At 43.1% G+C, this 24,362-nt stretch carries 17 protein-coding genes and 2 rRNA genes; 9 read left to right on the top strand and 10 right to left on the bottom strand.

Annotation, left to right across the window (positions count from 1 at the left end):
- Window positions 1–45: 45 nt before the first annotated feature.
- A complete protein-coding gene (locus L3J70_03440) occupies window positions 46–2,541 on the top strand; it encodes a tetratricopeptide repeat protein (GenBank protein MCF6235418.1) in 2,496 nt (831 codons plus the stop codon).
- Here L3J70_03440 and L3J70_03435 read toward each other — a convergent pair.
- The 6 genes from L3J70_03435 to def are packed head-to-tail and all read right to left on the bottom strand — an operon-like array spanning window position 2,525 to window position 9,445.
- Window positions 2,525–3,901 (bottom strand): sigma-54 dependent transcriptional regulator, encoded by a 1,377-nt coding sequence (locus L3J70_03435; GenBank protein ID MCF6235417.1) that lies wholly within the window; start codon window positions 3,899–3,901, stop codon window positions 2,525–2,527. The genes L3J70_03440 and L3J70_03435 overlap by 17 nt on opposite strands.
- A 12-nt stretch (window positions 3,902–3,913) precedes the next feature.
- Complete coding sequence (locus L3J70_03430; GenBank protein ID MCF6235416.1) at window positions 3,914–6,100, bottom strand: ATP-binding protein; 2,187 nt, start codon at window positions 6,098–6,100, stop codon at window positions 3,914–3,916.
- Window positions 6,082–6,651 carry a DUF4390 domain-containing protein gene (locus L3J70_03425; protein ID MCF6235415.1) on the bottom strand — a complete coding sequence of 190 codons (570 nt, stop codon included), beginning with the start codon at window positions 6,649–6,651 and terminating at the stop codon, window positions 6,082–6,084. The genes L3J70_03430 and L3J70_03425 overlap by 19 nt, the downstream gene beginning before the upstream one ends.
- Complete coding sequence (rsmB, locus tag L3J70_03420) at window positions 6,651–7,949, bottom strand: 16S rRNA (cytosine(967)-C(5))-methyltransferase RsmB (protein ID MCF6235414.1); 1,299 nt, start codon at window positions 7,947–7,949, stop codon at window positions 6,651–6,653. Before rsmB ends, L3J70_03425 begins: the two co-directional genes overlap by 1 nt.
- Entirely contained in the window at window positions 7,946–8,908 is a 963-nt protein-coding gene (gene fmt / locus L3J70_03415; GenBank protein ID MCF6235413.1) for a methionyl-tRNA formyltransferase, read from the bottom strand. The genes rsmB and fmt overlap by 4 nt, the downstream gene beginning before the upstream one ends.
- Window positions 8,909–8,941: 33 nt before the next feature.
- Window positions 8,942–9,445, bottom strand: a complete 504-nt coding sequence (def, locus tag L3J70_03410; protein ID MCF6235412.1) for a peptide deformylase — start codon at window positions 9,443–9,445, stop codon at window positions 8,942–8,944.
- Between the two features lie 155 nt (window positions 9,446–9,600).
- Here def and L3J70_03405 point away from each other — a divergent pair, with 155 nt between their 5' ends.
- The 8 genes from L3J70_03405 (at window position 9,601) to L3J70_03370 (ending at window position 20,572) form a co-directional block, all read left to right on the top strand.
- On the top strand, window positions 9,601–10,632 hold the full coding sequence (locus tag L3J70_03405) for a LysM peptidoglycan-binding domain-containing protein (GenBank protein ID MCF6235411.1): 1,032 nt from the start codon (window positions 9,601–9,603) through the stop codon (window positions 10,630–10,632).
- Window positions 10,629–11,714: a DNA-processing protein DprA gene (gene dprA / locus L3J70_03400; GenBank protein ID MCF6235410.1), complete on the top strand. Its 1,086-nt coding sequence runs from the start codon at window positions 10,629–10,631 to the stop codon at window positions 11,712–11,714. Before L3J70_03405 ends, dprA begins: the two co-directional genes overlap by 4 nt.
- A 59-nt stretch (window positions 11,715–11,773) precedes the next feature.
- The gene (locus L3J70_03395) at window positions 11,774–12,250 is read left to right on the top strand and encodes a DUF494 domain-containing protein (protein ID MCF6235409.1); all 477 of its coding nucleotides are present in this window, start codon (window positions 11,774–11,776) and stop codon (window positions 12,248–12,250) included.
- Between the two features lie 55 nt (window positions 12,251–12,305).
- The gene (topA, locus tag L3J70_03390; GenBank protein ID MCF6235408.1) at window positions 12,306–14,612 is read left to right on the top strand and encodes a type I DNA topoisomerase; all 2,307 of its coding nucleotides are present in this window, start codon (window positions 12,306–12,308) and stop codon (window positions 14,610–14,612) included.
- A 141-nt stretch (window positions 14,613–14,753) separates the two neighbouring features.
- The gene (locus L3J70_03385) at window positions 14,754–17,039 is read left to right on the top strand and encodes a sulfurtransferase TusA family protein (protein MCF6235407.1); all 2,286 of its coding nucleotides are present in this window, start codon (window positions 14,754–14,756) and stop codon (window positions 17,037–17,039) included.
- 159 nt (window positions 17,040–17,198) lie between these two features.
- The gene (locus L3J70_03380) at window positions 17,199–18,629 is read left to right on the top strand and encodes an adenylate/guanylate cyclase domain-containing protein (protein MCF6235406.1); all 1,431 of its coding nucleotides are present in this window, start codon (window positions 17,199–17,201) and stop codon (window positions 18,627–18,629) included.
- A 55-nt stretch (window positions 18,630–18,684) separates the two neighbouring features.
- Window positions 18,685–19,665, top strand: coding sequence for a hypothetical protein (locus L3J70_03375; GenBank protein ID MCF6235405.1), 981 nt, complete (start codon window positions 18,685–18,687; stop codon window positions 19,663–19,665).
- A gap of 28 nt (window positions 19,666–19,693) precedes the next feature.
- Window positions 19,694–20,572 (top strand): lysophospholipid acyltransferase family protein, encoded by an 879-nt coding sequence (locus L3J70_03370; protein ID MCF6235404.1) that lies wholly within the window; start codon window positions 19,694–19,696, stop codon window positions 20,570–20,572.
- Between the two features lie 12 nt (window positions 20,573–20,584).
- Here the strand turns inward: L3J70_03370 and L3J70_03365 are convergent, their stop codons facing one another.
- The 4 genes from L3J70_03365 to L3J70_03350 all read right to left on the bottom strand — a co-directional run.
- Window positions 20,585–22,036 carry a TrkH family potassium uptake protein gene (locus L3J70_03365; protein MCF6235403.1) on the bottom strand — a complete coding sequence of 484 codons (1,452 nt, stop codon included), beginning with the start codon at window positions 22,034–22,036 and terminating at the stop codon, window positions 20,585–20,587.
- A 4-nt stretch (window positions 22,037–22,040) separates the two neighbouring features.
- The gene (trkA, locus tag L3J70_03360) at window positions 22,041–23,414 is read right to left on the bottom strand and encodes a Trk system potassium transporter TrkA (GenBank protein ID MCF6235402.1); all 1,374 of its coding nucleotides are present in this window, start codon (window positions 23,412–23,414) and stop codon (window positions 22,041–22,043) included.
- A 297-nt stretch (window positions 23,415–23,711) separates the two neighbouring features.
- Window positions 23,712–23,826 (bottom strand): 5S ribosomal RNA (gene rrf / locus L3J70_03355).
- 136 nt (window positions 23,827–23,962) lie between these two features.
- Window positions 23,963–24,362 (bottom strand): 23S ribosomal RNA (locus L3J70_03350); the annotation flags it as partial.

Raw genomic sequence — 24,362 nt, 5'->3', positions numbered from 1 at the left:
TTACTTTTTGTATTCATGAGCTTTTTTATTTTCCAGAAAAAAACCATGGCAGAGCCCATAAACATAGAGGACCTTCCAGAAGCAAGTACGGCTCCTGTTTTACTTAAAAGAGGCAACATAGCACTGGCGAAAGGTGATTATGACAGTGCTTTGGTGCGCTTCAAAGAAGCTCTGTTTCTCAAGCCTGATTATGTCGAAGCTTATTACCGCATTGGGCAAGTGTATATCAACAAAAAAGTTTACAAAGAAGGTTTTCAATACATCAAAAGAAGTATTGCTCTCGCTCCTGAAAACCTGACATTGCGCAACTCCCTAGCCACCCTTTATGAGGGTTTAGGCAATATCAACGCAGCGATTGATGAATTCAAAAAACTGGAAATTGTTGCCGCTCAAATTGCAGATCTTATGGACGATCCAACCGAGGCTATTCGTTGGAAATTTCAAGCTCACCAAAAACTGGCAACACTTTTTGTACAAAAAGGTGATATGAAAAGAGCACACGAACAGCTAAAAAAAGCCTTGGTAATTAAACATGGAGATGCCACTCAGCTTGAAAAAGTAGATGACGATATGCTGAGCCTCCAGCTTGCAGAATTACTCAAAGCTGAAGGAAAGTATGATCTTGCATTAAAAACAATTCAACCCATACTCATCTCAAATAAAAACAATATTACTGCCCTCCTCTCAGCGGGCACAATCTATCAACAACAACAACAATATAAAAAAGCCGAGGCAGCTTTCAAAGCAGCATTAAAAATCAACCCTGAACATGCTCTCACACATGCAAATTATGGCACACTGCTTATAGCACAAGGTAAATTTCCTGGTGCACTGGAGCACTTTGAAACAGCCTTAGGCCTTAATAACAATGAAGTTGTCACACAACAAACCCGACTGGCACTGCCCAAAATTTATATCTCTTATGGTAACAAACTACTTCAAGAGAAAAACGCTCGCCAAGCTTTAAAATATTTTAAAAAAGCGATTGAAATTGAGCCTGATAATAGCCGAACACAATACACTATCGGACTCATTTACCTGAGCTATAACGAGTTTCAAAAAGCAGCTGAACACTTGGAAAAAACAGTCAAACTCCAACCAAATAACATCAAAGCTCATTACGTGCTGGCAGATACTCAAACGCAGCTTCAACTATATGAAAAAGCCAGCAAATCTTACCGAAAAGTCATGGAATTAAACCTGAATGAACTCTTTGACAATGACAAAATAGAGCTGCAACTTAAAATGATTGGCGTGAAATCATGGATTGCATCGAGTGATTACGACAAAGCAGCAAGGTCACTGATTGATATTATTGAGACTTATCCCAGTAATGCTGAAACACACTATTATCTCGCTGCAATTTATGCTCAATATAACTATTTTGATGAAGCGCTAGCCGAGTACCAGAAGGTATTAGATATTAACCCTGATCACAGTCGTGTAAAGCTTAATATGGCCAACATATACCACCAACAGTGGAATGAATTTAAGGCGGCTCGTATTTATGGCCAACTTGCAAACAACTTAAATGACAGCGCCACCGCAAAAATCGCATCACGAAAACTCAAATCACTAACTAAACAGATTAATGGTTTTTCCTACAGATTAAGACAAGCATTACTCGCGGACGACAACCCTTTTCTTAGTAGCGAACGTCCTTTTTTCGACTTTCGGTCAAAACCTGTTGTTGATATTCGCTCAGACCTTTCATTCAGCCTCACTTACAACTACAAGGTTGCTAAAAGACTGAAGCTCGCGCTCACACTTGCACCATCACTGACCTCATACATTAAGACAGGAACAGATTTTTTTAACAATAAAAGCAATGCCATACTCACATGGGGCAATAACAGGAACAGTCTGGATATTGGTTACTCCCAAACAGATCAATCCAACTTTCTGGATGAAACAAAAATCAGCCAAACTCACAACATCAGCGCAACCGCCCGAATCAGACTGGAAACATTACCTCCACTGACCCCTAAAGCACTCAAAAAGACCATCCCATCACAACTACTGTCACTGTCACTATCAAATAATGATTATGAGTCATTCGCAAGTCGCGAGCTCAGTGCAACTCGTTACACAGCCATCGCATCTTACAGCACCCGACTTTTTGACACTTGGATATTCACACCAAACTATACATTGACAATCAACCAAAATAAAAACCCGGAAGGAGATGATTATGCTTACCAAAAACACGCGATCAACACCTCATTAAGCAAATCATTCTCTTCACGCTGGAGTGGCCGACTCAACTACACCCTATCCTTTTCTATGTATAGCAACCCCGACAGCTTTTCAAGACGACAATACAAGCGAAAAAGCATCTATAACGCCCTTGCAACAACGCTTAACTATCGCATAAACAGTAATATGGTACTTGACGCGACCTATACTTTAGGCAGGAATGATGCGAACTTGCCAACAGGTTACATTCTGGATGTGAGCAATGGCCCCGTCAGCTTTCAAAGCAGCTCTCTGGGAAGCTACGTTCACCAATCACTCAAGTTAAACTTCAACTGGAACTTTTAAAACTGGATTGCCGAGCATCAATTCCTAGTGCTCGTAATTTACGATAGAGGTGAGTGCGCTCAACACCCGCTGCTTTTGCCACTTTGCCAACACTGCCATCTGCAATACGCAATTGGTACTCCAGATAAGCTTTTTCATATAGTTCACGCGCTTCACGCAAAGGCAAATCAAAACCTGCAAACCCTTCACGAACTATAGGACAGTGCTGATTCCCTAATGCAGACATGACCTCTTCTTGCCCAATCTCTGGAGCTGTACCTAAAATCAACAACCGCTGCACAAGATTTTCAAGCTCACGCACATTACCTGGCCAAAGATAGTTACGTAAGCTATTTTGCCCTGCAACTGAAAAGCGCCGATACGGCAAACCCTCTTTACTCACAAAAAAATTAGTGTAGTACGCAAGCAACTCGGGGACATCTTCACACCGCTCTCGTAACGATGGCACATTTAATGGAACAACATTCAGCCGATAATACAAATCTTCACGAAACCGCCCCTCTTTCACATCCTGCTCCAGATTGCGGTGAGTGGTTGCAATAATGCGTATATTCAGCTGTACAGGTGACTCACCACCCACACGATGAAACACTCCTGTTTCAAGTGTTGATAACAGTTTGGCTTGAATCGCAGGCTCCATTTCACCAATTTCATCGAGAAGAAGCGTCCCCCCATTGGCCTGCTCCAGCAGCCCAAAGCGTATTTTCCCCTCTCGCTCATAACCGAACAGTGTTTCAGCGGCTCCTCGTTGATCCAGCCCAACAACCCCTACATCAACAAAAGAAGCATCACGCCGAGCACTGCTGTGATGAATATAACGAGCAAATAATTTTTTTCCGGTGCCTGGTTCACCGCGCACTAGCACCCAGGCATCATGCTCCGCAATACGTTGCGCTTGAGCGCGAGCTGTTTGCATTAACGCACTCTTTCCCAACGGAGCCACAAGCTCGCTGACATGTTGACGTAACCCTTCATTTTCCCGATGCAATTGTGCTAATTCAAGTGCGCGTTTAACGGTTACCAGCAATTTAGCTAAAGAGAGTGGTTTTTCAAGAAAATCATAAGCACCCAAACGGGTTGCTTCCACTGCAGTTTCTACTGAGCCATGCCCAGACATCATGACAACAGGCACACCCGCACCCTTAGACTCACCCCACTCTTTCAGCAAGGAGATACCATCGGTTCCTGGCATCCATATATCGAGTAAAATCAGGTCTGGGCGACGGGCGCGTCGCTGCTTGCGCGCAGAGTCTGCATCTTCAGCAACACTCACCTCATACCCTTCATCATCCAGAATCTCTTTAACAAGGTTTCGAATATCAGGTTCATCATCAACGACCAATATATGAGGTGCGCTCATGTATATTATCCTCTATTGTAAGTGTTTTTTATTTTCCACTGGCAGGTGAATAATAAATGAAGCTCCGCCTTCCGGCCTGTTTTTCACATAAATCACGCCGCTATGCTCTTCTATAATTTTTTTAACAATAGCCAATCCCAAACCACTACCACGCCCTTTTGTCGTCACGCCTGGCTCAAAAATCTGTTCGAGAATTTCTTCAGGGATGCCATCGCCATCATCAACCACACAAATTTCTATCGCCTCAAGATCTTGCTCATCTCGCAAGCGCGTACTTACAAAAACAGATCCGCTTGAACGGCCTTCCATAGACTGCATGGCATTTTTAATCAAATTATGCAGCACTTGCCGCAATCGGCCTGCATCCACATTAATTAACGGTAAGCTGGGGGCAAGTTTTGTTTTAATTTGAACTTTATGTCCGGAATAGAGTTCCAGCACATTATTAATGAGATCGTTAAGTACAATCGACTGAATCATAAGCTTTGGTGGCTTGGCATACTCAGAAAAAACCGTCACCATCTCTTGCATGGATTCTACTTGCTCAACAATTGTTCGCGTAGAACGATCCAGCACTTTAGCATCCTCCGCATTCATTGTTGTGAGATATTTGTGGCGTAACCGTTCGGCTGAAAGGCGAATGGGGGTGAGTGGGTTTTTAATTTCATGAGCCAGGCGACGTGCTACCTCCCCCCAAGCCGCATCACGCTGGGAATTAATCTGGGATGTCATATCATCAAATACCACCACGAATCCACGCTCTACGATATCATCACCCATTGCCGGTAATGCACTGCCACGACACATCAAAACTTGCCGACCTTCCGGCCCAAAAATGGTAATCTCTTCACGCCACGCTTCGTCAATTTTATGCAAATGAGGCAAAATAGATTCTACCAATTGAGTCAAGTGCGGGTAATCCTCCCCTAACACAGTTAATGATTCACCCAGACGATGAACAAGATCAACGCCCAAAATTTGATTCGCGGCGCTATTTGCCATACGTAAAGTATGATCCTTATCAAAAGTCAGCACACCTGAAGATAAGCGACCCAATACGGTCTCTAAATAAATACGCTGCTTCTCTGCATGCACCTGACTGCGCCGAACTTCATCCTGAGAGAGTGCAATTTTTTGTGTCATATCATTAAAAGATTTCACCAAAAAACCCAATTCATCATTAGATGTCAGCGGCAAATGCTGACTATAATTACCCGTAGCAACCGCACGCGTTCCAATTGCTAGGGCACGAATCGGTGCGACCAGGCGCTGAGCCAAAAAAAAAGCAGCTAATACCGCCGTTAACAAACTCAATAACAAGACTAAAGACAAGGTGAATGTGAAACTGATTTTAAGTGGCTTGCGCAAATAACTCAGCTTCCTATATTCATCATGAGCAGATTGAACATCTGCCAGCAACTCACTGGTTCGTGCCTCCACCTCATAAAGTGCCTGTAGAATGCGAACATTTGCAATTGATTTAGGGCTAGACATAGCAACCACAACACGAATAAACAGCCCTTTTTCTTCAATTGAATCAATCCCCACATAAGGCTCACCAGTTCGCACCTGAGCCAATACGACATCACTGGGCAAATCAGGAAAAATCGCTTCCATTGTTTGGCTTGTTGTTGCAATAATTCGCCCATTCGAACCCAGTAATGTCAGCTCAAAAGCATCATTACGGTGACGTATATCATTAAGCATGAGAGACATTCGGTTGTCTGGTACATCAGAAAGTGCTTTAACAACCCGCTCCGCCCGTCGACTTGCATCCCGCTGACGATCATTCAGCGTGGCTCGTGTTAATTTCAATGCATCAGCCAAAGCAGCTTCGGTATGCACATCAAACCAGCTATCAATACTTCGATTTAAAAAATTTAAAGAAAAATAGAATACAACCACAACAGGAAGTACCGCCAAAGTAACAAAAACAACCACAAGACGCGCGGTTAAACGTGAACCTGGGGCTTGAGCGCGATACTGTTTGACCAAACGAAAAAGATTAATCGCAATCAGTGCCAACAACACCAGCAATGCAAATACATTAAATACCAGCAACCAAAAATAGATGATGCCGAATTGTTCAGAGTTTTGAATCGCTTCGCCCATTAATAGAAGTGATGCCAACAACAACACACAGAGCAGAATAATTGGGCGAATGCCCTGCGTATAACGCTTTAAGGTTCTAGAGGGCATACATACCAATCGCTGGACATATACCAGCTCGGCGCAAAATAGGCCAGCAACCGAATCGGCACGGGCAGTGATTCAATATCGAGCTGCGCCTTCAAACGTACAACATATTGGGCTTTTGGATTAATCTCTTCATGTTTCAACAAAGGTAAATCTGCAACGACACCTAATATCCAGATCGCGGTGCTTAAACTGGGTAAGTTCCGTAGTTTTCCGCTATTCACATGAAGCACTTGATACTGCTGTGTGAGCGGCTGATATTTCAGAGTATAACTCTGCACTGATTGGCCGACTTTTTTATCCAGCAGCCATAAAAAACCTTTTTTTCGGACGACTTCAATTTTCAGCTTAAAAGTGAGCTCAATACCTTTGAGCAAAGCTTCCTTAGCCTGGTCTGAAAGTTGATAATTTACCGTTGCATCAAGATAATAAGTTTCACCAACCAATCCCGTTTCCGCATGCTCTATAATAAAATCTTTTGCCTCTACTGTGCCAACAAACAGCGCGGCAATGAACATCCACAGAAAATTAAGATTTTTTTTGTTTGGCCGCATTAAATCTCTGCTTTCTTTAAACAGGCATAATAAAAACCATCCATATCGTTATCTCCCGTCATAATTTGATAACCCACCGCAACATGCATCCCCCATGGTGCTTGAATAAACACTTCACGCGCATCCTTTTGCTGTTTTAAAAAACTTAAGATTTGCCCTGAATTTTCCTGAGACAACACTGAACAAGTCGCATATAATAGCTGCCCTCCAGGCCTCAGCAGTTGCCACAAAGCACGTAATAGTTCACCTTGAACTTTTACCAAACCTGCAATGTCATCCGCTCGGCGTAAATACTTGATATCGGGGTGACGACGAATCACTCCCGTTGCCGAGCAGGGCGCATCCAGTAAAATGCGATCAAACGGCTGACCATCCCACCATGATTCTGGCCGCGATGCATCTCCCACCAATACTTTCGCTTTAAACCCTAATCGCTGCAAGTTCTCATGAATTCGGCTTGTACGATGCTCATCATGATCCAATGCCGTCAATTCTACACTGTGTTCACACTCTAATATATGGCAGGATTTTCCACCTGGTGCGGCACATGCGTCCAACACACGCATATTCGGCTGCACATCCAGCAATGGTGCGGCCAGTTGTGCTGCACCATCCTGCACTGAAAACCAGCCTTGATCAAAGCCAGGCAACGCAGTGACATCTTGTAATTTGGCCAGTTTTATCGCTTGTGGTGCATAAGAAAGTGGCTCTGCATCAGTGCCATTTTCCAGCAAGATATTCAGATAATCCTGTCGCTTAATTTTATTTATATTGACACGTAATACGATCGGTGCTGATCTATTGTTTGCGTTGACAATCACTGGCCATTCATCAGGCCAGTTTTTTTTTATTTTACCCAACAACCAATCCGGATGAGCCATCGCCACCGAATCATCCTTATCCAGCATTTCCAACACACCGCTGTTACGTTGATAGTTTCTCAAAACGGCATTAACCAACCCCTTTGCCCAAGACTTGTTCAATGCGTTTGTAACAGCCACCGTTTCAGACACTGCTGCATGTTTCGGCACCCTCATATAGATCAGTTGGTAGAGCCCCAGCAATAACAAACACTGAATATCGACATCCTTTTTTTTCAGCGGTTTATGCATAAAGTGCTGGACAATCGCATTTAAACGAAGGTGCCACCTCAACACACCGTAACAGAGTGCTGAAACTAGTGGCCGATCCTCAGCTTTTTTCAGCGAAAGTAAAGCCGGCGGCAATACAGCAGAGAGCGAGTGACGCTGCCCTAAAACTTCACTTAATACTCTTGTTGCTGCCAGCCGTGCACTCATGGGTTGAGTATTTGCTGAAAGAGCGCACCGCGCTCCATCAATGCACCATGTGCATTCATAAAATCTGCCACAGACTGTGGGCGTCCTCCGGGTCTTTGAATTTGTAGTAGTCGTAAAACTCCTTGCCCTGTCGCGACATCAATGCCCTCACGACCAACATTAACAATTGTTCCGGGTTTTTCGTCCACACAATCATCCACTGCCATCGCCATCCAGATCCGATAGGTCACCCCCGATAGCGTGGCTCGTGTTACAGGCCAGGGATTAAATGCCCGAACAGTACGCGCCAAAACCAGTGCGGATTGCTGCCAATCAATATCAGCTTCACTTTTTTTTAGTTTTTCAGCATAGGTTGCTAAATGATTATCTTGAACAGTCGCATGAACAGTGCCACCACAAATTTGATCAAGCACGTTGAGCAAGCAACGCCCACCAAGACTTGCCAGTTGATCATGTAAAACGGCACTCGTATCATTAATTTCAATGGGGCATTCGACGCGAAGCAGCATGTCGCCCGTATCCAGCCCTTCATCCATCTGCATAATGGTGATACCTGTCATATCATCACCGGCTAGAATGGCACGATGAATCGGTGCAGCACCACGCCAGCGTGGCAACAATGAAGCATGAATATTAATACAGCCATAACGTGGAATCGTTAATACAGCGGGGGGCAAAATTAACCCATAAGCAGCAACAACCATGACATCAGGGTTAAGTGACCTCAATACCGCCTGATCCTCTTGAGACTTCAGTGAAACAGGTTGATACACTGGAATATTATGAACTTCAGCCAACACTTTCACTGGGCTGGCTTTCAATTTTCGACCCCGCCCGGCAGGGCGATCCGGCTGAGTGTAAGCAGCGCATACTGTATGCCGTGAATCAAGCAGTGATTGCATTGCAACCGCAGCAAACTCTGGCGTTCCAGCAAAAACAACTTTTAATACATCCGTCATAATCGTTCTATTGCTCTATATTTGAAAAACATACTACATTGTTTGCCGGCTCTGTTTGAGCAATTTTTTGCGTATGCGCTGTCGTTTCATTTCAGAAAGATAATCAACGAACAACTTACCATTCAAATGATCAACTTCATGCTGAATACAGACCGCCAACAAACCATCGGCTTCCAGCTTGATGGCCTGCCCTGTTCGATCCAGCGCCATCACGCTCACACGCTCGGCACGAGTGACTGATTCATAAATTCCTGGCACAGACAAGCACCCCTCTTCCGACTCAATTTCGCCTTCTAAGTGAGTAATTTCAGGATTAATCAAACATAGTGGAGCACTCTTATTTTCAGAAACATCAATCACCACAACACGTAATAAAACACCAATTTGAGGTGCAGCCAGACCAATTCCTGGCGCTTGATACATGGTTTCAAACATCGCATCAACCAATACTTGAATATCGTCATTTACACTCTTGACTAGCATAGAACTCTTCAGCAAATCAGTGTCTGGATAATGTAAAATTGTGGAAATTGTCATTGCTTCATTCGATTTTTGTAATAAAAATGGTCAATTATACCGTTAATTATCTTTATCGGCTCACTCAATTTGTATTGGACGGCCGTCATTTATTGTATACACTCGACAAAAACGAGTCGTATCAGTTCAGTATGGATCATGGAAAAGGATTTATTATGTTAAGAAATATTGCTGCCGTCTTACTGTTGTTATATAGCACCGCCTTACTCGCTGACACCTTGGCACTACGTGCTGATCACCCTGATCGCTATGTAGTCGTTAAAGGCGACACTTTATGGGACATTTCAGCACGATTTTTAACAGACCCCTGGTTATGGCGGGATGTATGGCATATTAACCCTGCCATTGAAAACCCCCACCTGATCTATCCTGGAGATCTCATCCGGCTTGTTTATATTGATGGCAAGCCCACACTGCAACTGGATCGCGGAAAAAAAACCATCAAACTTTCCCCCCAAATACGTGCGACAGCGCTGGAAAGCCCGATACCTACCGTATCACTTGAGCAGATACAGCAATTTTTAACTCGCCCCCGTGTGATCAGCCAACAGGAGCTGGATCAGTCCGGTTACATTGTTGCTGGCGATGATGGCCGCTTGATCAGTGGCGCTGGGCTTTCAGTGTATGCGCGTAATATTCAGAACATTGGCAGCTCATACTTCAATATTTATCATGTCGGGAAAGCGTATCAAAACCCCAATTCAAAAAAAGGTGAAATTTTAGGTTTTGAAGCGATTCAGGTCGGTGATGCACGCATAACACAAACCGGTGACCCCGCCAAACTCTTGGTGACACACTCTTATCGTGAAATTTTACTTGGGGATCGTTTGCTGCCACCTCTCGACCAAACCTTAAATCAAAACTTTATCCCTCGTGCACCTGACAAAAGTATTGAAGGCATGATTATTTCAGTACTTGATGGTATCGCTAAAATTGGACGCTATCAGACCATCGTGATCAATCAAGGCTTACAAGATGGAGTTGAGGTAGGTCATGTACTCACCGTCCACCAACAAGGGCGCACCATCCGGGATCATTATGCAAAAAAACCGGGAGAGAAGGTCACGCTGCCTGATGAAGCCGCAGGAACGGTCATGATTTTTCGTGCCTTCGAGCATGTCAGTTATGCATTAGTCATGGATGCCAAGCGAGAAATAAAACTCTATGACTCCGTTAAAACACCATGATAGAACTAGCATATTGGCTGGCACTGCATCATGCACCGGGCATTGGTTCAATCACCTATAAAAAACTGCTTGATCACTGTGGTTCAGCCCAAAATGTTTTTGATCAAATCAAAGACCTTAAGCTTAAACAAGCCACGCGGGATTTTTTAAAAAATCCCGACTGGGCAGCAGTTGAGACTGATTTAGCATGGCAAGAAAAAGAGCCTTGGAACGACATTCTTACACTGCATGATGCAAACTATCCATCGCAACTCAAAGAAATTGCTGATCCACCTGCTGTGCTGTATCTACAAGGTGACCCAAGCCTGCTTCACAACACACAAATTGCAATCGTAGGCAGTCGTAATCCAACGCCACCTGGCCAGGAAAACGCGTGGCAATTTGCCAACAGCCTGGCGCACACAGGTCTAACGATTACCAGTGGCCTAGCCTTGGGTATTGATGGCGCTGCCCATAAAGGAGCACTAAAAAATGGGGGAGCAACAATCGCGGTCACAGCCACGGGCCTCGACCGAGTTTATCCCGCGCGTCACCGAAAATTGGCTCATGAAATTGTAGAAAAAGGCTTGATTATTTCAGAAATGCCCATCGGTACCCCACCAAAACCTCAATATTTTCCTCGCCGCAATCGAATCATCAGCGGGCTGAGTGTGGGAACGTTGGTTGTTGAGGCCGCACGCAATAGTGGCTCTTTAATTACAGCACGCCTCGCACTGGAGCAAAACCGAGAAGTATTCGCCATTCCCGGATCAATTCATAATCCACTAGCACGAGGCTGTCATGACTTGATTCGCCAAGGTGCAAAACTTGTTGAAACTGTACAAGATATCACCGAAGAGCTCGGCCTCATAACGGACGAACAACTCACCAAAACATCGCCAACCCTTCAGTCAGACAAACCAAAGCTTGACCAAAAACAGAGCCTGCTATTGAATAGTATAGGCTTTGAACCCATACATATTGACCAACTCATCGAACATAGTGGATTGACGACAGAAGAGGTTTCATCCATGATATTATTTTTAGAACTGGACGGGCACGTATCAACAGCACCTGGTGGTATGTATATCCGCAACAGTTAGATCGACTTTCATAAATAATGAATTTAAAAAACTCGAACAAGCAGCATAACGAGAAAGTCATGAACGAAAATGTATTCGACATATTGGTTTATCTATTTGAAAACTATGCAGATGGTGAAATGGATCTCGGCTTCGACCAGGAGCTGGTTAAACAAGAGCTCAACAGCGTCGGATTCCCAAGATCGGACATCAAAAAAGCTTTCGTCTGGCTTGAAGATCTTGCCTTGTCTGGTGGAGATAACGAACAACACCCAATGCCCTCTGATCACTCAGTTCGGATCTATAATGCTCATGAACTCAAAAAAATAAGCACGGAAGCGCGTGGTTTTTTGTGCTTTCTTGAGCAGATCAATGTTCTAAACTCGTATTTACGAGAGCTGGTTGTTGAACGTGTGATGGCATTTGATGGTGAATTGGATCTTGAGCAACTCAAGTGGATCACACTTTTGGTTCTGTTTAACCATTCGGCCGAAGATGAAGCACTTGGCATGCTGGAAGATTTGATTTATAACCAATCTATAAATACTTTGCATTAAAAAAACAACTATCCTATATTTATTTCACTTCTATATTTGAAACATTAAAACCCTTATGAGCAAAAATCTTGTTATTGTTGAGTCAGCGACTAAAACTAAAACTATAAAAAAATACTTGGGTAAAGACTTCCAAATCTTGGCCTCTTATGGTCATGTCAGAGACCTACTGCCCAAAGAGGGTGCCGTTGACCCTGACAATAATTTTGCAATGAAGTATCAGGCCATTGAAAAAAACGCCAAACATCTCGAGTCCATCAGAAAAGCGGTTAAAACGGCAGACACTCTCTACCTCGCAACTGACCCGGATCGTGAAGGTGAAGCGATTTCATGGCACATTCTGGAAGACCTGAAAGAAAAAAAATTAATCAAAGACAAGAAAGTCTACCGAGTTGCTTTCAACGAGATTACCAAGCGCGCCGTTCAAGAAGCGATTGACAACCCCCGTGAACTTTCCATGGATCTTGTCAATGCACAACAGGCAAGGCGCGCACTAGACTACCTTGTAGGTTTCAATCTTTCACCACTGCTTTGGAAAAAAATTCGCAGAGGCCTCTCTGCAGGCCGAGTGCAAAGCCCTGCGCTGCGCATGATTGTCGAAAGAGAAGACGAAATTGAAGCTTTCAAATCCCGTGAGTATTGGAGCATTGAAGCTGATGCCAATAGTGGCAAACAATCAATTATTGGTAAGTTAACACGCTATCAAGGGGAGAAAATTACACAGTTTAGTGTTACTAACGATAAACAGGCCAATGAGATTCAATCAACACTGCTAAAAGCAGCCAATGGCAATCTGGTTGTCACCGAAGTTGAAAAAAAGCAACGTAAACGCCGTCCGGCAGCCCCTTTTATCACTTCAACACTACAGCAAGAGGCCGCGCGCAAGCTAGGCTATACCGCACAGCGCACCATGCGTATTGCTCAACAACTTTATGAAGGTATTGATGTTGGCAGCGGCTCTGTCGGCCTGATCACATATATGCGTACCGATTCGGTAACGTTAGCACAAGATGCTTTAACAGAAATACGTGATTTTATCAGCAAGCGTTATGGCAAAGATAACCTGCCTGCAAAGCCGAACGTTTACAAAACCAAGTCAAAAAATGCACAAGAAGCACATGAGGCCATTCGCCCAACACACGTTGATCATATTCCTGACGAAATAAAGCAGAGTCTGACAAATGATCAATACAAACTTTATAATCTGATTTGGAAACGTGCTGTCGCCTGTCAAATGATCCACGCAACAATTAACACTGTCGGTGTTAATTTAGCTGCCGGTGAAAACAATACCTTTCGCACCACTGGCTCAACGATTGCAAACCCAGGTTTTATGGCTGTTTATCTGGAAGGTGTGGATGATAGCACAGCAGAAAATGATGAAAAAATGTTGCCGACAATGGCTGTTGGAGACAAACTTGAATTACTCGAAATCCGCCCTGAACAGCACTTTACTGAACCGCCACCACGCTTTAGTGAAGCCAGTTTAATTAAAGCACTAGAAGAAAATGACCTAGGACGACCCTCCACCTATGCAACCATTATCTCTACGCTACAAGCACGTGAATATGTCACATTAGAGAAAAAACGTTTCCAACCAACCGATGTAGGACGTGTTGTCAGCAAGTTTTTAACCAACTATTTCAGCAAGTATGTTGATTATGGCTTTACTGCACAGCTTGAAGACGAACTGGATGCCGTATCTCGTGGCGAAAAAGAGTGGATTCCATTAATGACTTCATTTTGGGAGCCGTTCAAATCCAAGGTCGATGACATTGAAAAAAATGTTGATCGCAAAGATGTTACACAAGAAGCACTTGATGAAGAGTGCCCGAAATGTAAAAAACATCTCTCAATCCGCCTCGGGCGACGCGGCCGTTTTATTGGCTGCAGTGGCTACCCAGAGTGTGATTACACACGCAATATGGATGGTGAAGAGCAGGAGCCTGAAGAGCCAGAAGTTGTTGAAGGCCGCAGCTGCCCTCAATGTGAAGAGCCACTGATTATTCGTACAGGGCGTTACGGTAAATTCATTGGTTGCAGCACTTACCCCAAGTGCAAACATATGGAGCCATTAGAAGCACCCGCTGATACAGGCGTTCAATGCCCCGAATGCAAACAAAGTACGCTGCTCAAACGAAAATCACGCTACGGTAAAATATTTTATTCGTGCTCCCGATATCCAGATTGTAAATATGCCGTCTGGAATACGCCTGTAGCTGAACCCTGCCCAAAGTGCGAATGGCCGGTATTAACCATCAAAACCACTAAGAGACGAGGCACCGAAAAAGTGTGCCCACAAAAAGCCTGTGATTTCTCTGAACCTTACGAACTTAAAGAAGAAGGGGTCTCTGAGGAAACTTAACGACTAAAAATGCGTCACATTAACCGTGTGACGCACCCATAGCAACAGCCACTCTGTTGAACACTCAGCCGTTGGTTTATAATCCCTCGGTCTCATACTAAATTAAGGTAGTTTATTCCCGTGTGCAGGAGTTATTAATAAATGGTTAAAGCAGAAATTCTCGTTGATAAAGAAGAGATTGATCGATATGAAAAAGCCGTTAAGGCTTTTATTAACAATGAAATTGACCCTGATCGATTTATGGCTCTGCGCCTGCAACATGGAATGTATGGCCAACGCCAGGATGGTGTTCACATGGTGCGCACCAAAATCCCTGGTGGCAAATTAACAGTTGATCAATTAGAAGCTCTGGCTGATGTCACCGAACAGTACTCCAGCAATGATTATAACTGTGTGACCACACGCCAAGATATTCAAATTCATTACGTGCCACTCAAAGATACTCCTGCGGTCATGCGCCGTTTAGGCGAAGGAGGAATGACCTCTCGTGAAGCATGCGGTAATACTATTCGCAATATCACCGCCTGTGCACTGGCGGGTGAATGCCCACGAGCCCACACGGATATCACACCATTTTTTGATGCCGTCACAGAGCGTTTTTTGAGGCACCCACTCACACAACATTTACCACGAAAAATGAAGTTCAGCTTTTCAGCTTGTGAAGCAGACTGCGCACTTGGAATGATGCACGACATCGGTGCTATTGCAATTCAAAAAAATGGTAAATTTGGCTTCAAAATTGTTGCTGCTGGCGGCTTAGGCCTCAAACCTCATAAAGCCATCACCATTGAAGAGTTTATTGAAGAGAAAGACCTTCTTCCTTGCTTTGAAGCTGTCATTGCTCTGCATAGCCACTACTCTGATCGAACAAAACGCGCTCGCTCACGAGTCAAGTTTTTAGTCGACAAGTTTGGTGAAGAAGAATTTATTAAAAAATATAAAAAAGAGTTCACACGAACTCAGACGGCCTTTTCCAACCAACCCTATCCACAAGGCCAATGGCAAACCGGTAAAGAGTGCGAATCTTTTGAAGGTGGTGCACCTCGTCGAGTTTTCCCGCAAAAACAACCTGGATTCAGTGTCATTCCAATTCGTTTAAATACCGGTGATTTCAAAATCAGCCAAATGCGTGGTATTGCTGAACTCATGAAATCTGAAAAACTGAGTGACTTACGTACAACCATTGGTCAAAATTTAATGCTGGTTAATGTGCCAGATGAACGTATAAATACCGTTTTAAACAGACTTAAAACCCTTGACCTTGCCCCCCCTGAAACAGGAGACGATGTTGTCTCTTGCCCTGGCACGACCACATGCCGACTCGGCATTACTTCGTCCAAGCTGGCGGCCAAACATCTCACAGGCGGCCAATCTGACCTGCGTATCAGAATCAGCGGGTGTCACAATAGCTGCGCGCAACACCATATTGCTGATATTGGTGCTCATGGAGAAGGCAAACGCCGCCATGGTAAATTGATCCCTCATTATATGCTGCATATCGCAGGTAATGGTACAGCCAACGGCACCATTGCACTGAAAGGCCCTGCAGTTCCTACATTGCGTGTTAAAACGGCGATTGAACGCATTGAAAATGCTTACGAGGAAAATTCAGCTCGTAATGAAAGTTTCTTCGATTGGGCTCATAAAAAAGGCGCTGATTATTTTAAAGAGCTTGTAAAGGATCTCAGTGAAGTTACTCCTGAAGAGGTCGCCAACCTAGCTAAAGACTATGGTGACGAAGACTCATTCAAACTCACCAATTTTGGCGGAGGCGAATGTGCTGGAGCGGCTCAGGAGGTTGTTTCTGCCAACTTTGCAGAAGCAGCACACGAAAGAAACTATCGTAATGCCTTTTTATTACAGCGAAAATATACAGAGTCCATTGAGTGTGCCGAAGAGCTGAGCCGCTTAATTGGTGAGTCTCTCCTGTTTATGGCTGGAGAAAAAAGTGATGACAATAGCAATGCCTTGGCAATAGCAAAAATACTCAAAGGCTCAGCCCATGAAAACTCCACATTTGGCACTGAACTTGAAAAGATCGCGACGACTCTTTCCGAGCTCCAAAAAGAGTTTAACCAAGAGCGCTTTGATACAGTCAACAAAGAGCTTGATAACTGGACAACACGCGCTGCTGAAGCTTGCCAAAAACAGGATCAGCAGCTGGATTTACGTGCATCACTACCTGCTAAAGCAAAAACTGGAGTAACGACTTCTGAAGTTGATCTTTCAGATTTCGGTTGCCCACTCCATTACATCAAGGCTCGCAATGCACTGAAAGCCTTCCAAAATGGTGATGTAATCATATTCACTCTTGATTCAAATGAGTCCGCCACTCAAGTTTCCGGCAGCCTGGAAAGTGATGGGCATGAGGTTTTATCCATCAATATTGACGGTGAAATACCTTTAATAAAAATTAGAAAAGGCTGAGTATCAATAATTTTGCAAGGGTTTTCCAGCCAATTCAAGCACTTTTCGAATTTCTGGTTATAGTTCCTGAGGAAGCATGTTAATATTAAAAAAACTTCTAATCCGACACCCTATTTTTCGGAACAGAAAGTATTTATTATCGCTCTCTCGGGAAAAATAGTGACTCCCCTTCACCTATACAGCACATTACTCAACTCAGGCAAAACTGATAAGCCATCAAGTGCTCGTTTTCCAATCGCCTACAAACTTGCACTTGTTTTTACACTCCTTATTACTGCCGGCATGGTATTACTCGGCCTATTTATTGTTCAAGATCAAAATCGTTTACTTGAACAGCAGATGCATGATTTTGGTACTACAATAACAGAGCAACTGGCCAAAAACGTTAAAGAGCATCTGCTTTCCGGCGACAAACTCAGCTTAGCCACAACGGCTAAACACTTAGTTAATCATTCGTCTATTTTAGGTGTTGCCATCTATTCTGATGAAGGTAAACCAGAAACACGCGAAGGAGCAACTCTTGATGAAATTGTTTTAGCAACAACCAACAACAGCGTAACCAAACTTAACTGGCGTAGCTCTGTCGAAGAGGGCGCTCCTCCTACAGAACTGGTTTCGTTCTTTACCCCACTGGTGACTCGCAATGTCACCGTCGGCTATGCTTTGGTGACTTTTGACCGTTCATTTATGAACAGTGCACAACTAAAAACATTGAACACAGTTATCGGTGCCACTATTTTATTAGTTCTACTCGGTATCATTATTTCCATACTGCTTGGCAGGCGGCTGGCTCAACCGATTGCAAAGTTAACCGAGGCCAGTAAATCTATTTCAGAAGGGAACTATAGCTTTAGATTTACAGAAAAAAGGCGTGATGAATTAGGCACATTGATGCTCGCGATGAATGCCATGACAGAAGACCTGGCCAAAAAAGAAAAAGCGGAAAGTACCCTGTCACGCTATATTTCACCAAAAATTGCAAAGGAAGTACTAGACGAAATGGAGCCAGCAAAGCTGGGCGGGGCAAAAGTTTATGCCAGCGTTGTTTTTGCTGATATTGTTGGTTTCACCCGTATGTCAGAGCATATGCAGCCCGAAGAGGTTAATAGCATGCTCAATGAATATTTCAACTACATTACTAAAGCAGCTCATGCATATTCAGGTCATGTTGATAAATTTATGGGTGACTGTGCCATGCTGGTTTTTGGTGTACCTGGCCATGATGAACAACACTGCTTTCATGCCGTTGCTTGTGCCGTATTAATCCAGAAATTTTTTGAAACTCTCAATCAAAGTCGTGATAAACAAGGGCTGACTCCTGTTCAATTTAGTATTGGTATTAATAGTGGAGAGATGCTGGCTGGGAATATGGGATCTATTGATCGAATGGATTATACTGTGATTGGGGATACCGTAAATACAGCCTCTAAACTATGCTCTGCAGCAGAACCTGGCGAAATTCTGATTCCAGAAAACATTGCTCACTCTGAGCAACTTCAAAAATATATCATCTCTACGCACCACAAAACAATAATATTGCCAGGCAAAGAAAATCCGGTAGTTACCCATCGAGTCACGGATATCGTATGATAGGCTCTCCCTCAAGAAGAAAAAAGTAGTAATTGACTCCAGCCCCATATAAACAATGAATAGAACAACGCGACACTATTTTACTCTCTGTGTACTTTTATTAATTGTGCAATTACCCGCCTGCACCACTCTAAAACAGCAAGCACAAAATTTTATCACACCCTCCACACCAATGAGTTTTTCAGAGGCTCGAACTTTTGAGCGCCGTCACTTAAATCTTGCACAAAAACTTATCGAAAAAAATGAATGGAATAAAGCGCAAGACGTATACGACGAAGCTTTAAAACGACGTCCGCAAAGTAAAGCGTTACGGGTCGGCCTCAAAAAAATGTACCAAAAAAACAGGGAGTATACTGAAAAATTAACACGAGAACTCACGATATCTCGTGGTCTTTGGCTAGATAAAAACCACTATTTGTATGAGTCCCTAGCAAAGGCAGAAATAAAAGGTAAAAAAGCACAGTATAAAAACAAAGCGATAAAAAATGAAATAAAGCTTATTTCAAAGCAACTCGCTCATTACGGAAACTATGTTGCAACTGATAATCAAACCAACAATGTGGAGTATCTTTTAAATTTATCAGAACAATTAAAACAGATAAAACCAAATCAGCACACTCCCATAGAAATAAATAATAAAAAAACAACAAAATTAACAGGAGCCACAAAAAAAGACTCACAAAAAATAAAATTAGAAAAACTACTCGCTTCTCATAAAAAAGCGTATAAAAACAAAAAACTTCAATTAGCTCACCAACTTATCAAACAAGCTTCCGAACTTAGACCTAATGACAAAAAAATAAAAGCTGAAAAAACTCGCCTTGCAGAGGAGATAGAGATAAAAATAAAACAACACCTCAGCAATGGCCTTCAATTTTACAGCGATGGAAACTATGAAAGTGCACTCGGTTCCTGGCAAGAAACACTCAACCTGGACACCAATAATCAAGAAGCTCTAGATAATATTGAGCGTACTAACAAAATACTAGTCAATCTTTCGCGCATTAAAGAAAAACAAGACCAGCCTTCCGAATGAAATTTTTGAGTCATAAAATCAATCTCTAATGCGTACAACCCTCATAAAAGTAATACTCAAATTACTTTCTTTATTACCATTACCCATAGCACATGCAATTGGAGCTGTTATTGGCTATGGCCTGGCTATCTTTCCAAATAAAAGCCGTCAAATCACCCAAACAAATATCCAGCTCTGTTTTCCTGAATTTTCAGCACTTCAACAACAAGATTTAGTAAAAAAAAGCTTAATAGAAATGGGTAAAAGTATTACTGAAATAGGCTACCTATGGCTTCGCCCCAAAACAGATATTCTGAAACTTATTCATGAAGTCAGTGGAAAAAAGCATTTAATAGAAGCCATGAAACAAAATCGTGGTGCCATTATCGCTGCGCCTCATCTAGGCACTTGGGAAGTGATTGGGCTCTACTGCTCTGAAAACTTTCCGATGACAATATTATATCGCCCACCTAGACTGAAAAAACTCGATAACATGATACGTACCGCCCGCCAAAAAAATGGAGCTAAACTTGTCCCTACTACAGCAAAAGGTGTCAAAAGCCTGTATAAAGCGTTAGCCTGTAATGAACTCATTGGAATTTTACCGGATCAGGATCCTGGTAAAAATGGTGGTATATTTGCACCATTCTTTAACATTCAAACGAACACCATGCTTCTACTTTCTCGTCTTGCCACAAAAAACTGCACACCTATTATTTTTTGTTACGCAGAGCGTATGCCAAGAGGAAAGGGCTTTCATTTACACTTCATACCCGCAAATAAAAAAATCTCAGATAAAAATTCACAAATAGCTGCGACGGGCCTAAATGCTGATATTGAAAAGTGTATACGACAACTTCCTCAGCAATATCAGTGGTCTTATAAGCGCTTTCGGAATCGTCCTGAGGGGGAAAAAAGAATTTATTAAAAGGAAGAAGTATCAACCTCGCCAAAAAATTGGGGTCAGAAGAACTAATAGCGTGAATATTTCCAGTCGTCCCAGTAACATAGCAAAACATAATAGCCACTTACTGGCATCATCAAGTGTATTGTAATTTGCCCCCACGTCCCCCAAACCTGGTCCAAGGTTATTCATGCATGCAGCAACGGCTGATAATGCCGTAACAAAGTCCAGCCCATTTAAAATTAATAAGAGTGAAATGACACAAAAACAAGCGATATACAGTGAGAAAAAGCCCCAAACAGCTTCGATAACCCGACTCGGTAAAACTTTCCCACCCACTTTTACAACAAATATAGCATTAGGGTGAACTAACCTTTTAATCTCACGCGCGCCCTGCATCATCAACAACAAAATACGAATAACTTTCATACCACCCCCCGCTGAACCTGCACACCCCCCTATAAAGCTTGCCATTAATAATAAAAAAATAATAAAAGTTGGCCATGATGGATAGTTAGCCGTACCGAACCCCGTTGTTGTTGCAATAGAAACGGTTTGAAAAACACCATGAACTAATGCTTCATCAAATGTATTAAAGAAGTCTTCACGATATAAGTAAGCAACCACAATTGAAGAAAATAGCAGTAAAAAAATAAGATAGGTTCTTACTTCCGGGTCTGCGAAATAGTGACCCAGTCGTAATGAGCGCCAAGCTACAAAGTGAAGTGCGAAGTTAATTCCTGCCAAAATCATAAAAATAGTTGCTACAATTTCAATCTGAACACTTTGAAAATGGCCAATACTCATGTCATGTGTGGAAAACCCACCAATCGCCACAGTAGAAAAACTATGCCCCACCGCATCAAACAGACTCATTCCTGCAAGCCAGTATGCAACAGCACACGCAACTGTGAGGCCTAAATAGATATACCATAGCGCCTTTGCCGTCTCGGCTATTCTTGGAGTTAATTTATCATCTTTCATAGGCCCTGGAGTTTCTGCTCGATACAACTGCATCCCACCAACCCCTAGCATAGGCAGTACAGCAACAGCTAAAACGATAATCCCCATACCACCCAGCCATTGTAATTGTTGGCGATAGTATAAAATTGATTCTGGCAATGCATCCAAACCAATAATAACCGTCGCTCCAGTCGTCGTCAGACCTGACACAGACTCAAAGACGGCATCAGTAAAAGACATATCAGGTTGTTCAGATAACACTAAAGGCAAAGAACCAGACAAGCCTAAAACAACCCAAAACATAATCACAACAACAAACCCGTCTCTTACTCGAAGCTCACGCTGATATGACCTGACAGGCCACCAAATTAAACACCCAGCAATCAAAGAAAGAAAAAAAGCTAAAAAAAACGGGGCTGTTGTACCATCCTGATACCACAATGAAACTATCGAGGGTGGCAGCATTGTAATGCTGGATAGCATTAACAATAAGCCAAGAATACGTAAAATTGCCTGATATTGCATAGACTTAGATAAAAGTTACACCAACTTGAAAAAGTTTCTCTACAAATGAAACCATCTTTTTATCTACCAAAAATAAAATAACATGATCTTCAGATTCAATCACCGTATCATGGTGTGCAATAACGACCTCATCATTACGAACAATTGCACCAATCGTGACACCTCTCGGCAAATTAATATCTTCAATTGCCCGCCCAACTACTTTTGATGAATTGACATCGCCATGAGCCACAGCCTCAATCGCTTCAGCAGCGCCTTTGCGTAAAGAGTGCACCATAACAACATCCCCTTTTCGCACATGGGCAAGCAAACTACCAATCATTGCTTGTTGTGGTGAAATAGCGATATCAATATCACTACTTTCAACCAAATCAACATAAGCACTTCGATTAATAAGCGCCATTACTTTACGTGCCCCCATGCGCTTAGCTAACAATGCTGAAAGAATATTGGCTTCATCATCATTCGTTACAGCACAAAATACATCTATATTTTCTATATTCTCTTCCAGCAAAAGCTTTTCATCAGCCACATCACCGTGTAGAACAATCGTCTTATCAAGAGACTCAGCAATTCTTATACAATTTTCCTGTTTATGGTCAATAAGTTTTACCTGATAGCGCCCCTCAAGTAGTTTTGCTAAACGAAGCCCTATATTTCCGCCTCCAGCTAACATAACGCGCTTCACCGGTCGGTCTTCACGTCGCAACTCTCGCATTACAATACGTATATTCTCACGTGCTGCAACAAAAAAAACGACATCATCAACTTCAATAATCGTATTGCCTTCTGGTGCAATTGGTGCGCCTCGACGATATATTGCAGCAACACGTGTTTCTACAGATGGCATATGCTTTTTCAATTCGCTCAACTCATGCCCAACTAATGGCCCTCCGTGAAATACTCTTACTGCAACCAACTGGATTTTACCATCAGCAAAGTCTAGCACCTGCAATGCGCCAGGGTTTTCTATCAAACCACAAACATAATTTGTAATCACTTGTTCCGGTGATATCAATACATCAACGGGAATCGCTTCTTGAGTAAAAATTTCTTTATATTGAAGGTATGCACTACTGCGTACTCGTGCAATTTTTGTAGGCGTATGAAAAAGTGTATAAGCAATTTGGCATGCGACCATATTTGTTTCATCACTGGAAGTGACCGCTAAAATCATATCAGCATCTTCACAACCAGCGCGCTGAAGCACTTCTGGGTGCGATGCTGAGCCTAAAACTGTACGTAAATCCAAACGATCAAGCATGGCCTGCAAACGAACCGAGTCAGTATCAACAACAGTGATGTCGTTATCTTCACTGACCAGATTTTCTGCGACAGAAGAACCCACTTGACCGGCACCGAGAATAATTATTTTCATCTATTACACGAGTTACATATCGTTTAAAAATGAAAGGATATTCTCACAGAGCAATTATATCAAGGAGCAAAGCACATTGTTTAAATAAGGGGGGTTTAAAAGCTTGCTAAATGAATAAAGCGTAAGGCAAATCACTCTAAAAAAGGTCGGTAAAGAGAGAGTAACTGGGTGTGATATAGAAGTTCTTGAAGCAGACGAAGCAAGAATTTTAGCCAAAAAGAAGCCCCTGCTGAGAGTATTGATCACGACATCGGTGATGTCAATGATAAATACCTCAGCAAGGGCCGGAGTATAAATGTCTGGCAGTGACCTACTTTCACATGGGAAACCCCACACTATCATCGGCGCTGTACGTTTTCACTTCCGAGTTCGGCAAGGGATCGGGTGGGCCCCGCACGCTATGGCCGCCAGACAAACTGGTTGTGACAGAGCGCTCTGCTCTCTGTCACGAATTCTGGAGAGTTGTCTTAAGCTGGTATGCTTCATTCTAGATAGTCACATAACACTTCGTCTATTTGTAAAATATCTACAAAACACTTGGGTGTTATAGAGTCAAGCCTCACGGTCAATTAGTACGGGTTAGCTTCATGCATTACTGCACTTCCACACCCCGCCTATCAACGTCGTAGTCTTCGACGGACCTTCAGGACTTCTAGAGTCAGTGAGATCTAATCTTGAGGGAGGCTTCCCGCTTAGATGCTTTCAGCGGTTATCCCGTCCGTACATAGCTACCCGGCAATGCCACTGGCGTGACAACCGGAACACCAGAGGTACGTCCACTCCGGTCCTCTCGTACTAGGAGCAGCTCCTCTCAAATCTCAAACGCCCACGGCAGATAGGGACCGAACTGTCTCACGACGTTCTAAACCCAGCTCGCGTACCACTTTAAATGGCGAACAGCCATACCCTTGGGACCGGCTACAGCCCCAGGATGTGATGAGCCGACAT

This window comes from Gammaproteobacteria bacterium (genome assembly GCA_021648145.1).
GTDB lineage: Bacteria > Pseudomonadota > Gammaproteobacteria > JAADGQ01 > JAADGQ01 > S141-38.
The sequence above is the reverse complement of the archived record's forward strand: the minus strand, read 5'-3'. Positions and strand labels throughout refer to the sequence as shown.